Source organism: Bacillus sp. ISL-46 (assembly GCF_018613205.1).
The window spans coordinates 56,679-72,368 of record NZ_JAGGQR010000047.1; the positions used below are offsets into that span (position 1 = coordinate 56,679).

Annotated in this window: 17 protein-coding genes; 1 reads left to right on the top strand and 16 read right to left on the bottom strand. The window is 45.0% G+C overall.

Features of this window, described 5'->3' with window-relative positions:
• Positions 1-193: 193 nt before the first annotated feature.
• The 9 genes from upp to spoIIR form a co-directional block, all read right to left on the bottom strand.
• Entirely contained in the window at positions 194-823 is a 630-nt protein-coding gene (gene upp / locus J7E67_RS22180; protein WP_168241286.1) for a uracil phosphoribosyltransferase, read from the bottom strand.
• A gap of 332 nt (positions 824-1,155) precedes the next feature.
• On the bottom strand, positions 1,156-2,397 hold the full coding sequence (glyA, locus tag J7E67_RS22185; protein ID WP_214712009.1) for a serine hydroxymethyltransferase: 1,242 nt from the start codon (positions 2,395-2,397) through the stop codon (positions 1,156-1,158).
• A gap of 278 nt (positions 2,398-2,675) precedes the next feature.
• Positions 2,676-3,242, bottom strand: coding sequence for a TIGR01440 family protein (locus J7E67_RS22190; protein WP_214712008.1), 567 nt, complete (start codon positions 3,240-3,242; stop codon positions 2,676-2,678).
• Positions 3,243-3,290: 48 nt separating this feature from the next.
• Complete coding sequence (rpiB, locus tag J7E67_RS22195; protein WP_088090213.1) at positions 3,291-3,737, bottom strand: ribose 5-phosphate isomerase B; 447 nt, start codon at positions 3,735-3,737, stop codon at positions 3,291-3,293.
• 171 nt (positions 3,738-3,908) lie between these two features.
• Positions 3,909-4,346: a low molecular weight protein arginine phosphatase gene (locus J7E67_RS22200; RefSeq protein WP_214712007.1), complete on the bottom strand. Its 438-nt coding sequence runs from the start codon at positions 4,344-4,346 to the stop codon at positions 3,909-3,911.
• A gap of 85 nt (positions 4,347-4,431) precedes the next feature.
• Positions 4,432-4,989: a manganese efflux pump MntP gene (locus J7E67_RS22205; protein ID WP_214712006.1), complete on the bottom strand. Its 558-nt coding sequence runs from the start codon at positions 4,987-4,989 to the stop codon at positions 4,432-4,434.
• A gap of 283 nt (positions 4,990-5,272) precedes the next feature.
• A complete protein-coding gene (locus J7E67_RS22210; RefSeq protein ID WP_214712005.1) occupies positions 5,273-6,316 on the bottom strand; it encodes an L-threonylcarbamoyladenylate synthase in 1,044 nt (347 codons plus the stop codon).
• A 184-nt stretch (positions 6,317-6,500) separates the two neighbouring features.
• Positions 6,501-6,947, bottom strand: a complete 447-nt coding sequence (locus J7E67_RS22215; RefSeq protein ID WP_214712004.1) for a GNAT family N-acetyltransferase — start codon at positions 6,945-6,947, stop codon at positions 6,501-6,503.
• 161 nt (positions 6,948-7,108) lie between these two features.
• A complete protein-coding gene (gene spoIIR / locus J7E67_RS22220) occupies positions 7,109-8,020 on the bottom strand; it encodes a stage II sporulation protein R (RefSeq protein ID WP_214712003.1) in 912 nt (303 codons plus the stop codon).
• A 537-nt stretch (positions 8,021-8,557) separates the two neighbouring features.
• Between spoIIR and J7E67_RS22225 the strand changes: the two genes are divergently transcribed.
• The gene (locus J7E67_RS22225) at positions 8,558-8,965 is read left to right on the top strand and encodes a hypothetical protein (protein ID WP_214712002.1); all 408 of its coding nucleotides are present in this window, start codon (positions 8,558-8,560) and stop codon (positions 8,963-8,965) included.
• A 73-nt stretch (positions 8,966-9,038) separates the two neighbouring features.
• On the opposite strand, the gene prmC is transcribed toward J7E67_RS22225, so the two are convergent.
• The 7 genes from prmC to glpX form a co-directional block, all read right to left on the bottom strand.
• On the bottom strand, positions 9,039-10,025 hold the full coding sequence (prmC, locus tag J7E67_RS22230) for a peptide chain release factor N(5)-glutamine methyltransferase (protein ID WP_214732859.1): 987 nt from the start codon (positions 10,023-10,025) through the stop codon (positions 9,039-9,041).
• A complete protein-coding gene (gene prfA / locus J7E67_RS22235) occupies positions 10,018-11,091 on the bottom strand; it encodes a peptide chain release factor 1 (RefSeq protein WP_168241296.1) in 1,074 nt (357 codons plus the stop codon). The genes prmC and prfA overlap by 8 nt, the downstream gene beginning before the upstream one ends.
• Positions 11,092-11,272: 181 nt before the next feature.
• The gene (locus J7E67_RS22240; RefSeq protein ID WP_214712000.1) at positions 11,273-11,785 is read right to left on the bottom strand and encodes a hypothetical protein; all 513 of its coding nucleotides are present in this window, start codon (positions 11,783-11,785) and stop codon (positions 11,273-11,275) included.
• A 174-nt stretch (positions 11,786-11,959) separates the two neighbouring features.
• Entirely contained in the window at positions 11,960-12,559 is a 600-nt protein-coding gene (locus J7E67_RS22245) for a thymidine kinase (RefSeq protein ID WP_214712074.1), read from the bottom strand.
• Between the two features lie 109 nt (positions 12,560-12,668).
• Positions 12,669-12,884, bottom strand: coding sequence for a 50S ribosomal protein L31 (gene rpmE / locus J7E67_RS22250; protein ID WP_168241298.1), 216 nt, complete (start codon positions 12,882-12,884; stop codon positions 12,669-12,671).
• A gap of 238 nt (positions 12,885-13,122) precedes the next feature.
• The gene (gene rho / locus J7E67_RS22255; protein WP_088090224.1) at positions 13,123-14,388 is read right to left on the bottom strand and encodes a transcription termination factor Rho; all 1,266 of its coding nucleotides are present in this window, start codon (positions 14,386-14,388) and stop codon (positions 13,123-13,125) included.
• Between the two features lie 305 nt (positions 14,389-14,693).
• Positions 14,694-15,656 (bottom strand): class II fructose-bisphosphatase, encoded by a 963-nt coding sequence (glpX, locus tag J7E67_RS22260; RefSeq protein ID WP_088090225.1) that lies wholly within the window; start codon positions 15,654-15,656, stop codon positions 14,694-14,696.
• Between the last annotated feature and the right edge of the window lie 34 nt (positions 15,657-15,690).

Sequence of the window (15,690 nt, forward strand, 5' to 3'; positions counted from 1 at the left end):
ACAATTTGGGTTCCAGTACGGATTTTCCTTTTTTAAGAAAAATAATTGGAATTCCAAAACCGATTTTTTATTTCCCCAAAAAAAACAATTCAGGCTCCCAATCTCATTATTTTTCCCCCAAAAAAAAATGACCTATTTTTAATAAAACCAACAAAAAAAGCCGAGTAAGCCCGACTTTTTTTCAAACGGTATCCTATTTCGTTCCAAACAACCGATCTCCTGCATCACCAAGGCCTGGGACGATGTAGCCGTGGTCATTTAATTTCTCATCTAATGCAGCGATATAGATATCCACGTCCGGGTGGGCTGACTTTACTGCTTCCACGCCTTCTGGTGCTGCAATTAAACACATAAATTTGATATGTTTCGCACCGCGCTTCTTCAAGGAGCGAATTGCTTCAATCGCCGAACCGCCTGTTGCAAGCATCGGATCAACCACAATGAAATCACGCTCTTCCACATCACTTGGGAGCTTAATATAATACTCAACCGGCATCAAGGTTTCAGGGTCGCGGTATAAACCGATATGGCCCACCTTCGCAGCTGGGATTAATTTCAAGATGCCATCAACCATTCCGATTCCTGCACGCAAAATGGGCACAATCCCGATTTTCTTACCGGATAGTACCTTAGATTTCGCTGGGCAGACAGGTGTTTCGATATCGATATCCTCAAGCTGCATATCTCTGGTAATTTCAAACGCCATCAGCGTCGCGACTTCATCGACAAGCTCGCGGAACTCCTTTGTTCCTGTGTTTTTATCACGTATGTAAGTTAGTTTATGTTGAATGAGTGGATGGTCGAAAACGAATACCTTGGCCATAATCATCGCTCCTTATTTTAAATTATAAACACTTCGTCTCATTTTACAGAAAAAAAAGGCAATGAGCAAATAGAATTCAGCACTTTCAACTAGTTAGATTTTTCAAAAAAAATCGGCCTACGATAGGCCGATTCTCTGCTGCTAAAATAAGAAAGTATTAGTTTTTGAACATAGACAACTGTCTAGCTCCAGCGCCCTAGCGGCTAGTGTCCTTCGCTCTCCACCCTACGATAAGTCAACATCGAATCACCTTCGGCTCTTCGTGTTTCCTTTATCTCAGTTGGAGCGCTCCAGGCCATACGCCGCTGAACAGGGCGCTTGCGCTTTTCTTATTAATATTCTGGATAAAGAGTAAATTTGCTTGTTAAGGCCTCGACACGACCTTGCGCTTCCTCAAGTTTCGCCTCATCTTCATGGTTCTTCAAGGTAAACGCGATAATTGAAGCGATCTCGTCCATATCCGCTTCAACAAAACCACGGCTTGTCACTGCCGCCGTACCGATACGGACACCGCTTGTTACAAACGGACTTTGCGGGTCAAATGGAATTGTGTTTTTGTTAACCGTGATGCCAACTTCATCCAGTACCTTTTCAGCAACCTTGCCAGTTAATCCAAGCGTCGTTACGTCTACTAACAAGAGGTGGTTATCCGTTCCACCGGATACTAACTTCAAGCCTTCTTTTTGAAGACTTTCAGCTAAGCGCTGAGCATTCGTGATAATCTGACCAGCATATTCTTTGAAGCTTTCCTGTAATGCTTCGCCGAACGCAACAGCTTTCGCAGCAATGACATGCATTAGCGGACCGCCCTGAATTCCAGGGAAGATTGATTTATCAATTTTCTTGCCGAATTCCTCTTTGCAAAGGATCATCCCGCCGCGTGGACCGCGTAATGTTTTATGCGTAGTGGTAGTAACAAAATCAGCGTACGGTACTGGGTTTTGATGCAAGCCTGCTGCAACAAGTCCAGCGATGTGCGCCATATCCACCATGAGGTATGCACCGACTTCATCGGCAATCTCACGGAACTTTGCAAAGTCAATCGCACGCGGGTATGCACTAGCACCAGCTACAATCATTTTCGGCTTGTGCTCGAGTGCTTTTGCACGCACATCATCATAATTGATGCGGTGCGTTTCTTGGTCCACACCATATTCAACAAAGTTATATTGAACACCACTGAAGTTAACTGGGCTGCCGTGTGTTAAGTGGCCGCCGTGGGATAAATTCATGCCAAGCACGGTGTCACCTTGCTCTAGAACTGTGAAGTAAACCGCCATATTAGCTTGTGCACCTGAGTGAGGCTGCACGTTCACATATTCTGCTCCGAAGATTTCCTTCGCGCGGTTGCGTGCTAAGTCTTCGACGATATCAACATATTCACAGCCGCCATAATAGCGTCGGCCAGGATATCCTTCTGCATATTTGTTCGTTAAAACAGAACCCTGGGCTTCCATGACTGCTTCACTTACAAAGTTTTCTGAGGCAATTAATTCGATTTTTGAACGTTGACGACCTAATTCCTTTTGAATCGCTTGAAAAACCTGTTCATCAGCTTGTGGCAAATGCTTCATGACAAAAATCCCCCTTATATGTTAAGTAGCTATTGATAATTTCGAAAATTCTTTTTTATTTTACACGAAATACCCTCAAATTGAAAGGGAAACATTCTTCGGATTTTAATTATTTTTTTTACTTTAAGTGAGCGTTTTCATACGTATTGAGTTTATTTTCCGAACGAAAATATTTTATATTATAATAACGTTCGTGTTTTCAATAAAACTTTTTCTTGTTCATCAAAATTTTCCAGCTTATAAAAAACTTTAATGATGGTGCCTGACACCCAAGTTTATTAAGAGCAGCTCGAGTTTTCCTGATTCCGTTCGTATACGGCTCTTGCGCCGCCGATCAGTTTCGGGCGTACTTTGGCGAGTGTTACATGGGCCTGTCCGATGCTTTTTTGCTTCACGCGGACTGGAACGGCAACATGTTTTAAGTGCATCCCGATGAGTGTGTTGCCGATGTCAATCCCGGCATCCGCCTTCACGAACTCTACTACAACCGCGTTGTCCATCGCTCCAAACGCGTAAGTGGCCATCGCCCCGCCTGCTTTACGGACAGGGACAACCGACACTTCATCGAACCGCCTTTCCTCTGCAACCGCACGTTCGACGACCAAGGCCCGGTTTAAATGCTCGCAGCATTGGAAGGCAAGCGTGATCCCCGTCTCCGCTTGAAGGTTTTTCAAACAGCGGTAAATCATTTCCGCCACTTCAACCGTGCCAGAGGTGCCAATCCGCTCCCCAATTACCTCACTCGTACTGCAGCCAACCACTAACAGCTGCCCTTGTTTTAACGCGCCCTGCTCTTTGAATTCCGTTAAAATCGCTTCCAGTTCTTGTTCACACGCTTGAATCATACGCCTTGACCTCCACTAAAAAAGATTTCCAGTCCAGCCCGAGCTAAATTAGAGGTGCTTATCCTCGTATTCACCAATTTTTCCTATCCGGTTCGCATGACGGCCGCCTTCAAATTCACCCGTCAGCCAGATTTCAGCTATATCTCGGGCCAGGCCAGGGCCAATGACGCGTTCACCCATCGTTATGATGTTTGAATCATTATGAGCCCGCGTTGCTTTGGCGCTAAACGTATCATGGACCAAGGCACAGCGAATCCCTTTCACCTTATTAGCGGCAATACTCATGCCAATTCCCGTTCCGCAAATCAGAATCCCGCGGTCAAACTCGCCGCTCGCTACCTTCTCAGCAACTGGCAGCGCGTAATCTGGATAATCCACCGATGTTTCACAGTCACAGCCAAAATCCTCAAATTCAATCCCCAGTTCGTTAAGTAATTGCGCAATTTCCTTGCGAAGATTCACTCCGCCATGGTCTGATGCTAGTGCCACTTTCATGTTAAATGCCTCCTCTACTCTATTTATCTTTTACACACTAGCCCTAGCTCCTCGCCACTAGTGTCCGTCACGAAAAGGGGCTTTGCTCTCCTGATTAATTTTGACATACTGCCACAAAAATATAAAGTTTCAATCAAAAAATAAAAGCCCTCTTCGAAAAGAGAGCATTTGTCACTTTAGTTTTCCAATTGCTTTATCAATTAATCCATTTAGTTCACGAAAGGTTTCTTCGTACATGGCGAGCGGTCCGCCGTACGGGTCGACGACATCATGATTGAAGCCTTCCCCGCTGTATTCCTTTAAAGTATATACCTTCTGACCCTCATGAGGGTATTGCTGCAGAATGGCCAACTTATGTGAGGATGTCATCGTTAGGATGAGGTCGGCCCATTCGACCTCATCACTCGTTAACAGACTGGAACGGTGATTGTGCACGATCCCATTGTCCTCCAACACCCTTTTTGCATGTGGCGATGCCTCACTGCCGTTCGCAGCATAAATGCCTGCCGACCTCACTTCGATCGCGTCGACCGCTTTATTTTTCAAAATTGCTTCTGCCATTGGACTCCTGCACGTATTTCCTGTACATACAAACAAAATGCGCTGCAATGTGTTTGCCTCCTTACAAGATTCTTATGTAATTTATTTTATCATATTTAAGTTAGGGATTCGAAAAGGTTGGCCGATCCGCCCGTTAAAAGAAGGGAGCGAGCAGCTTTAAGCCAAAGGCAAGTAAAATAGCTCCACCAAGTGCCTCACTATATGACCCGACCCAGCCCTGCATCTTGCGGCCAAGCAGCAGTCCCGCCCATGTTTGGATGGTTGCCATGATTCCAAAACACAAAATAACCATAATCGTCTTCGCACCGTAAATGCCTAAGGTAAGCCCTACGGAAAAACTATCAAGACTCACACTCAAGGCAAAGAGCAGCAGGCCGAAACCAATTGGGGAAATAACCTTCTCATCGCTCTTTTTGAGGGTGGACCACACCATTTGCACACCGAGTAAAATCAGCAGAAAACCGCCGATAAAGGTCGCAAAGGTACCAAACTTATCTGATAAAAATTTCCCAGCAATTAAGCCAAGCAGCGGCATCCATACATGGAACAAACCGATCGTGATGCCAATATTAATAATTTTCTTGAGCCGAAGTTTGTACATCCCCATGCCAAGTCCGACTGAAAATGCATCCATCCCTAGTGCAAACGCCATTAACATAAGAGTTACTATTTCGCCAATCATTTCAGACATTCGGACCCCGCCTCCTTGGACTAACTACCCTAGCATATGCACGTCCAAACTAATTTAGAAGTCTTGCTCGGGAACTGGAATATTGGCCGCTTACGTCTATTATACCGCTTCTTCCACGTTTCTAATTCCAAAATTTGTTACATAATAGTGTTTGCGGCCACATTTAATCGGTGCCTGACACCAAAAATCCGCCAAAAAAATTCAAAACATTACACTACACCCAAAATCGGTGCCTGACACCGAAAAAAAAAACACCAGGTCCCCTCACCGGAGAACCTAGTGTTTATTCAGCGATCAGTTTATTTCCAGCGGCTTTCTGAAGGCGGTTCATGATTGCATTTCCGACACCTTCGTTCGGAAATATCTCACTGTAAATGACATCGACCTTTTCTAGATTAAATCTTCGCAGCGTATCATAAAGCGCCGCGGCAACCGTCTCCAATTCTGCCCGCTTCCCGCATGCTAGTACCACATCCGCTTCATACACATCCGCCTGCTCTTCCGTAGTCAGCACCCCGACCCGCAAACCCTCCATCCGTTTTTCTTCTATTAGACGCTGGAGAAATTTCGTGGTGCCTGACACCATAAATAGCGGTGCATTCGGGGCGTAGTGTTGGTATTTCATGCCTGGGGCTTTCGGCCGCGCCGCCTCATCTGTTAACGCGGCATCGAAACGAACTTCACCAAGGACGGCCTCAAGCTGCTCCTTCGTTACCCCGCCCGGTCTTAAGATAACCGGAATCGCTTCGGTGCAATCGATGACCGTTGATTCAACGCCAATTCCTGTTGCCCCGCCGTCGATCACCCCAGCAATTTTCCCATTTAAATCGTCCATGACATGTTGGGCCTTCGTTGGACTTGGTTTGCCCGAACTGTTGGCGCTCGGGGCAGCAATCGGCAGTCCACAACTTTTCAACAATGCCAGTGCGACAGGGTGGTCCGGCATCCTTACCGCAACCGTCGACAATCCCGCCGTGGCTGTTTCCGCTAGGACGCCTTCTTTCTTTTTAAAAATAATCGTCAGTGGTCCCGGCCAAAACGCATCCATCAACACTTCAGCCTTGTCGGGAACCTCAGTTACAAACGTGCTCAGCTGCTTTTTTTCAGCAATGTGGATAATTAGTGGATTATCACTCGGCCTTCCTTTGGCTGCAAAAATCTTCCCAACCGCCAGATCACTTTTCGCGTTCCCGCCAAGACCATAAACCGTCTCTGTCGGCAGGGCAACCACTTCGTTATCCCGTAAAAAATTCGCTGCATCCACAACCTGTGGATTATTTTCAAGATTATCCACATACTTATCCACTTTCCAAACCTTTGTGTTCATAATTATCCACCTTTATCACGAATGAGTCTTCTAGCGAAATTTGGCGAATTTAGTCACCTAGACTCATATTTTTAGCTCAATACGTTTGAAAGTATAAAAGAAGGTGGGCATAAATACAAGTGTTATCCACAAATTGTGCACAACTTCCTTGAAATAGTGGATAACTTTGTGGGTATATCCACAATTATAATGAAAATTTCAAAAATATAGAGTTATCCACATTTAAAACGTGTCGAATATGTTCAGATTGATAAAATTCGCTGGGTATTTCTGCCCGGTCAATCCTCTGGAAGCCCATTATTTCGAAAAATGGTAAGGCTACGCTCTTATTTGTTGCCAAAAACAAACCTTTCATCCCTTTTTCTTTCGCTAATTGGACCATTTGATCAAAAAGAACGAAGATTTCCTTTTCAGCTTGTCCAGGTGTAACAACGAGGGAGCGCAAGAGCCCGAACTCCGTGAAGGCCTCCATGCCAAGCGAACCCTTTAAGGTGCCCTCCTCATTCTCTAGCAGCAAAAAATAGTCAATCGTTTCATCTGTTAGTCCATCCGTCCCCAGATTGGCTCTGGATAAAAACTGTCGTAAACTGCCCAAGTCTTGTTTATTTGCTCTGCGAATCAATGCCTGCATCGCTTCCACCTCTTTTTTTAAGATTCTACTCTATGAATATGGATGAGCTAGAACAAATAGAACCGCTAGATTTGGGAATCTAGTAAAATTTTATTGAAGAAACGACCTCAGCCTCGCCGCATTTTTCCACACAAAAAACCAGCCCCATTGCTGGAACTGGTCTAATTAAACATCTTCTCCCACATCTCTACGACGAAAAACTTCACTTCCACCGGCTTTTCATCATCAGCGGTATAAACAGGCGCATCCTTTTTAGCCAACTTCACTGGCTCATCATCAACCTCAACCATTATCTCATTGAACACTGGCGCATCTTTTTCAATCAGCCTCTCCGGCTTCTTCATTTCTTCTTCGTCCACAGTTGTGGCTTTTTCCTCTTTTTCACCCTTTACCTCAACCTCTTTTTCTACCTTAACCGCAACCTCTTTCGTATCCTCAACTGAGCTTGCTTCTTCTTTTACCTTTTCAACCGTTGCCACCGTTTTTGCCTTTTCAACCTTTTCCTCCGATTTAGCAGGTATCACTGTTTTTGCCTTCGCCTTTTTCTCTCCCTCAAAGCCCTCACTCACCGCTACACCATTTGAAAAGTCAAGGAAGCATAATGGCGGGTAAAGCACGCACCACCAGTTCGCGCCTTCCCCGCTCCCGAGCGTAATCAAAATCGCTTGATATTCTCCGGCAGGATATAAAAATTGACCATATAATTTCGTCGGAAACTGAACCTTGCCAAACTCCACTTTCACCGATTGATCAGACCCTTGGTCGCGGACCACTTGTTCCGATATCGCTTGAATCTCAGGAAGCTTAGACTTGATGACCGTTCTTGCTTTTTCCATCGACGTTAAATCCTGAACCCACAGGGTAATCTGCGCATTCACCGCATCGCGCACTTTCCGTTTAATGGCCTGATCCTCTTCAAAATCACTATTCGCAAGAATCCTAAGCCGAATTGCTTCACCAGGAATCACAATCGATTCTTTTGACGCGGCTTCCGTCTTCGGCATATATAAACTCAACATCGTCCCTAAAGACAAAACGATAAGATATCCCCAAACAATCACTTTACTTTTCAATTCTAGCACCGTCCCTTCGATACCTTCATTTTGGACAAAATGCCAGAATCTTAAACTATTAAATTTTGATATTTTCCAAAGAAACGATTGTATGTACTTCCACTCAAAAGGATAAAATCTAAATGAATGTTAAAATAAGTGGATGGTCTGTCCTGCGAATGGTAATTTGCTCATTGGCCACTATTTTCAGATAAAAAGTGCTGAAATTGCATCCAATCAGGCTTATTGGCATCATTTTTTCGATAAAAACTCTATAAATTGCATCCAATCAGGCTTATTGGCATTACTTTTTCAATAAAAACTCTATAAATTGCATCCAATCAGGCTTATTGGCAACATTTTTTCGGTAAACACTCTATAAATTGCATCCAATCAGGCTTATTGGCATCATTTTTTCGATAAAAACTCTATAAATTGCATCCAATCAGGCTTATTGGCATCATTTTTTCGATAAAAATTCTATAAATTGCATCCAATCGCCCCTATTGGCGTCATTATCGAATTAAAAATTAATCTACTGAAAATGGAGTGTAAAAAATGGATCATTCAAAATCGGAATACGTGGACTTAAAAGTAATTTGCCCCGACGATTGCGGCAACGCACCCAAAAAAGCATTTCTCAAAGAATTTAGCATCGCTTATGCACACAAAGACCTCGCTTTTCTATCAGAGAATATCACCTACGATTTTCACTGGAATATCATCGGTCAACATCAGATCCAAGGAAAAGAAAAAGTGATCGAAATCCTCAAACAAAACCAGAATCATAAAGTAACCGAACTGCAGATTAACACCATTATCACCCACGGCTATCACGGCTCAGTTAACGGTACCCAAATCGTAGAAAACAAAAAGAAATATGCATTCTGTAACGTATACCAATTTGCCAGTTCCCGTAATAACTCCAAAATAAAAGAAATGACATCCTATCTAATTGAACTATAAAAAAGCTCAGAGCCATCATCCTCTGAGCTTTTTTATGATTTTCATTATAGTAAATTCGCCACATGACCGGAACCTAAGCCCCGAAGCCGATCTCCGCAAACACCATCCGGTCCTTGCCATTCAAATCATTCACAACCTCAACCTTTGCATTCGCAAAAGCTTTTTGAAAAAGCTCCGCTACCGCTTCGCCCTGACCGGCCCCAATTTCAAATCCAACCAGCGCGCGCCTCTCTAGTACCTGCGGCAGCTCGACCATAAAGCGGCGGTAAAAATCCAAACCATCCGTCCCCGCAAACAAAGCCCGGTGCGGCTCATGCTCCGTCACAACCTCCGACATCGCCGTCATATCTCCGAGCGGAATATACGGTGGATTCGAGAGGATCACATCAAACCGAGCCCCGCTCTCAATAAACGGCCCAAGCAAATCCCCCTGAACAAACTCCACCTCCGCCCCAAGCCGGGCCGCATTCTCCCGCGCCACAGCCAGCGACACCTCCGCAATATCAGTACCTGACACCAATAACACTGGCTCGATAGGAGAATTGGTGCCTGACACCATTTCCAACGGCTCGACAGGACTATTGGTGCCTGACACCATTTCCCCTAGCTTGATAGGATTTTTGGTGCCTGACACCCGAAGTTCCGCTTCTTCCAGCTTCATCGTAATCGCAATCGCGCCGCTCCCGGTCCCAATATCCGCTAACCTGATAACCTGCTCTCCACTGAACAGCCGCTTGATCCGTTGAAGTGCACCGTAGACAAGTTCTTCCGTTTCCGGCCTCGGGATCAGCACCTCTTCATTGACGATAAACGGCCGCCCGTAAAACTCCTCCGTGCCGATGATATATTGGACCGGCACACCCTTCACGTGTTCACCAACCGCTTTTTCAAAGACTTCCCACACGCCCGGCGCTAGGTCATCGCGGACATTCGCAAACAACTGCGCCCGCGACATCCCCGTAAAATGGCGAAGTAACAGCTCCCCGGCATTCTCATCACGACGCGCTGAAACTAAAAAAGAAGAAGCCCATTGGAGAGCTTCATAGACTTTTTTACTCATTAGAGGCACTTTCCAGCCTGCGCGCTTGATCATCCATAATCAACGCATCGATGACATCATCGAGCTTGCCTTCTAAAATTTGATCGAGCTTTTGAATCGTCAAGCCGATGCGGTGGTCCGTCACCCGGTTTTGCGGGAAGTTATACGTACGAATCCGCTCCGAACGGTCACCCGTACCAACCGCAGATTTACGGACAGAATCGTACTCCGCCTGTGCTTCCTGTTGATACTTATCATAAATTCGTGCGCGTAAAACCTTCATCGCTTTATCTTTGTTCTTGTGCTGCGATTTCTCATCCTGAATCGAAACCACAATCCCAGTTGGAATATGCGTTAACCGAACCGCTGACATCGTCGTGTTAACGGACTGTCCGCCTGCGCCACTTGACGCAAACGCATCAAAACGGATATCTTTATCGTTGATTTCCACTTCTAATTCTTCCGCTTCCGGCAAACAGACAACCGTCGCCGTCGACGTATGAATCCGGCCGCTTGACTCCGTCTCCGGAACACGCTGCACACGGTGTGCGCCGTTCTCATACTTCAACTTCGAATAGGCACCCTGCCCGTTGATCATAAAACTAATTTCCTTATAACCGCCAAGACCAGTCGGGTTCGCATCAATCAATTCCGTCTTCCAGCCCTGCGCTTCCGCATAACGGCTGTACATGCGATATAAATTCCCAGCAAACAAGGCCGCTTCGTCCCCGCCCGCTGCCCCGCGGATTTCAAAGATAACGTTCTTGTCATCATTCGGATCCTTTGGAATCAGCAATAGTTTCATCTTAGCTTCCAATTCAACGATTTGCGCTTCCAGCTCATTAACTTCTTCCTTCACCATTTCACGCATATCCGCATCCAGCTTCTCATCAAGCATCGCCTTGGCATCCTGAAGCTGTTCTCGCGCCTCTTTATATTCACGGTAAGTTAGTACAGTTTCTTGTATATCAGATTGTTCTTTTGAATATTCACGAAGTTTCTTTGAATCATTAATAATTTGTGGGTCGCTCAAAAGTTCATTCAACTTATCATAACGATCTTCCACCGATTGAAGACGATCAAACACGGTCTATTCACCTCAATTTTTTGTCCATAACATTCTAATTATAGTATAGGTGGAAACAACCGTCAAAACCAAATTAAGGGGAAATTTTTTCGCGGAGTGATTTTTCAGGTCAAAATCCTTTTTTTAAAAAGGAACTCAAGCTACGGCCGTAGAAAAAACATGCCCTGATAATCAGAGCATGCTACCTTCGATCTTCTTTGACACGCACTTCAATGTTATAACGCGGTAAGGCCTGGATTAGTTTCCGATGGAGTCGTGCTTCGGCCTTAATTTTTCCCTGCTCTGACTGCATTCCTTTTTTATAAACAGAAACCCACATCCGGTCGCCATTGATCCAGACGGAATCTGCCTCAAATTCATTGGAATCCGCGATGACTTGCTTGGCCTTTTCGATATCGTTGCCTTGATTGTTCGCACCGGCTTCGCCGCCGCTTCCTGTCCCCTTCAGGTCAAGGAAGTTCGGATTTTGATTGGTGATATCATCTTCGACCATATGCTGCTTATTCTTGCCCCGATCCGACATATTCGTCGGCGTGTTGCGGTCATTGCCACGATTGGACATATAATTGGGTGCGGATTGGTCACTCCGTAGGTCATAAGCTTCTTCATTCCCATGATTCCCACCCTGATTTCCGTTACAGCCGCTTACTAAAAACAACATACTTAATGAGAGAAACAACATAATTTTTTGCATCTTACACCTCCCATTACTATCATGCCCGGTCACGGCAACAACAGGTCGAGAGAATTCTTTCCAAGTCCGGCAACAAAAAAACTGCCTGAGAATCCCTTCTCAGACAGTTTTTCCAATGGTGTCAGGCACTAATTATGTAAACTCAACCAACCCTGACATTCATTTGTTACTTCTTTATGCATGAACGGTATAGGACGCCGTTTTAGGGACTTCGTGATGATGACGGCAGCGGGGCTCGTACGCTTCGGAGGCACCCACTAATATGACTGGGTCATGGTAAGAGGCTGGACGTCCATCAATCAGACGCTGCGTCCGGCTTGAAGGCGAACCACAAACAGAACAGACCGCCTGCAGCTTCGTCACCGATTCAGCAATTGCCATCAACGCAGGCATCTGCCCGAACGGCTCACCACGGAAATCCATATCAAGACCCGCACAAACCACCCGATGACCGCTGTCAGCCAGCCGCTGAACAACCCTGAGAATCCCCTCATCAAAAAACTGAACCTCATCAATGGCGATAATATCTATATCCGCTTCCACATGGTGAAGAATCTCAATCGAATGAGTAATTGGCTTCGCATCAAAAGAAGATCCATTATGAGAAACGACAGATTGATCGTGATAGCGATTATCAATTTTCGGCTTAAAAACAGCTATCTTTTGTTTGGCGAACTGAGCACGTCTAACGCGGCGAATCAATTCCTCCGATTTCCCAGAAAACATACTGCCACAGATAACCTCAACCCATCCGCTTTGCTTCATTAAATACATAAAACGGCGTCTCCTTCCAAGCAAATCCTTAAATATCTATCAATTATTTGAATTTTATTTAAAATAAAAAACAGGCAAGTAAATTGCTGCTTGCCTGTACTTTTTACAATTATTGTTGCTGTTGGCTCTTGATGCCGTATTTCTTGTTGAAACGGTCAACACGTCCGCCAGCTTCAGCGAATTTTTGACGACCAGTATAGAATGGATGACATTCTGAACAAGTTTCAACGCGAATTTCTTTCTTCACTGAACCAGTTTCAAAAGTGTTTCCGCATGCACAAGTCACCGTTATCGTTTTATAATTTGGATGAATTCCTGCTTTCATTCTTTTCATCTCCTTCCGCCCTGAATCTTTCGAAACAGAGTTATATAAAGCACTTGTAAAAACAAGCACTGAAATACTAAAAACACACTGCACCCATTATAACAAGCAAAGCCATCTTTGGCAAGTTGGGATTTATTGGTTTCTTTTTTAAAAAGGAACCCATCATGCCCCCTTTACCAGAGTTGTCCGATACCTAATGGACAAGGACCGGCTTAATTTGACCGCTTCACCGCATCGACTACGAACGTCTAGATTTCAGCTCTTCCCCTAGTTGCGCGAAGAATTCTTCATTCGACTTAGTTTGTCTTAATTTTTTCAAGAAGCGTTCCGCAAAATCTGGTGAATCTGACATTGATTTCCGAATCGCCCATAATTTATCCAAATGATCCTTCGGAATCAGCAGCTCTTCCTTACGCGTTCCCGAACGACGGATATCAAGCGCAGGGAAAATACGACGTTCAGCCAGCTGTCGGTCAAGATGCAGTTCCATATTACCTGTCCCTTTAAATTCCTCATAAATCACGTCATCCATCCGTGAGCCTGTATCGACTAAAGCCGTCGCAAGAATCGTCAAACTTCCGCCCTCTTCGATATTACGGGCTGCCCCGAAGAAACGCTTTGGACGGTGGAAGGCTGCTGGGTCAATACCACCAGAAAGCGTTCTTCCGCTTGGTGGAATTACAAGGTTATAAGCACGAGCCAGACGTGTAATACTATCCATCAGGATCACAACATCGCGTTTGTGTTCGACTAAACGCATCGCGCGGTCAAGCACTAACTCCGCTACTTTAATATGGTTTTCAGGTACTTCGTCAAACGTCGAACTAACCACGTCACCGGCAACCGAACGCTCGATGTCGGTCACTTCTTCCGGACGTTCATCGATTAACAGCATGATTAATTCCACTTCAGGGTGGTTCGTGGTAATGCTGTTCGCAATTTCTTTTAATAGCATTGTTTTACCGGCCTTTGGCGGAGCGACGATTAAGCCACGCTGCCCAAAACCAACCGGTGCGACAACGTCCATAATTCTTGTCGATAGATGTTTTTGAGTCGTTTCTAATTTCATCTGTCTGTTTGGATATAATGGTGTGAGGCCTGGGAAGTACACCCGTTCTTTCGCTGATTCCGGATCTTCCCCGTTGACAGCCTCCACGTGCAATAGTCCATAATAACGCTCATTTTCCTTTGGAGGTCTTACCTTACCGGAAACTTTATCCCCATTACGAAGGTCGAAGCGGCGGATTTGCGAAGCAGAAATATAGATATCCTCTGAGCTTGGCGAGTAGTTAATTGGTCGTAAGAATCCAAATCCTTCTGATTGGATGATTTCCAAGACGCCTTCCATGAAAAAGTACCCCTGCTGTTCCGCACGAGATTTCAGGATGGCAAAAATTAATTCTTTTTTTGTTAATTTGCTGTAATAAGTCACTTTATATTCGCGAGCAAGCTCATAAAGCTCCTTCAGCTTCATATTTTCTAAACTTGAAATTGTTAAGTCCATCTGTGCACCACACTTTTATTTTTTTCAATCAGATAATAATTAAGAGAGTTGAGGAATTGAAATAGAAGCAGTAAGAAATGAATAGAATTGCAGAAAAATGCATAAAACAATTACTATTTTACCCTCTATGCAAAAAATTAATCAACTAAATTTTCTATTCTCATTCATTGGGAATTTTTTCTGTGAAGGAGTTCTTTCAAAATTCCTAATCGAGTGTAATAGGAGTTTTTTAATTTAGGAGAGACTTTATGCCATGAAGGGTGCCTGACACGCACTGGTGTCAGGCACCCTCCTTGCGGCATCGCCTATTTAATCACTAAATTAGGTTTTTTCTTTAAACTATGACGACCTTCGACAAAGCGGACGGTGCCTGATTTGGCACGCATAACGATTGAGTGGGTCGAACCGTAGGATCCTTTGAATTGAACACCGCGCAGCAATTCTCCGTCGGTAATCCCTGTCGCAGCAAAAATGGCGTCATCGCCTTTGACAAGGTCCTCCATCCGCAGGACGCGATTGACATCGAGGCCCATCTTGATGCAGCGCTCAAGCTCCGCATCATTTTGCGGCAATAGTTTACCGATGATTTCGCCGCCAAGACATTTTAAGGCAACAGCAGACAAAACGCCTTCAGGAGCACCGCCAGAACCAAAGAGAATATCCACGCCGGTATTGTCGAATGCCGTATTAATGGCACCTGCCACGTCACCATCATTAATTAACTTGATTCTTGCCCCTGCTTCACGAAGCTGGGCAATGATATGCTCATGGCGCTCACGATTTAAAACAGTCGCCACGACATCCTCGATATCTTTATTTTTCGCTTTGGCAACGGCTTTTAAGTTGTCTAGAACAGAGGCATTAATATCAATATGTCCGACTGCTTCGGGCCCAACCGCGATTTTTTCCATGTACATATCAGGAGCATGAAGAAGGTTGCCATGGTCAGCAATCGCAAGAACCGCTAAAGCATTCCAGCCGCCTGATGCTAAAATATTGGTACCTTCGAGCGGGTCAACGGCAACATCGACGCGTGGTCCGTAGCCTGTCCCAAGTTTTTCACCAATATAAAGCATTGGTGCTTCATCCATTTCCCCTTCACCAATGACAACTGTACCTTTCATTGGCACGGTGTCAAACACATCGCGCATGGCAGAAGTAGCTGCACCATCGGCCTCATCTTTTTTCCCACGGCCCATCCAACGGGCTGAAGCTAGTGCTGCTGCTTCTGTGACACGGACAAGCTCCATCGTTAAACTTCTTTCCATCGGTCTCCATCTCCCTATGTCTTACGTTTATCTC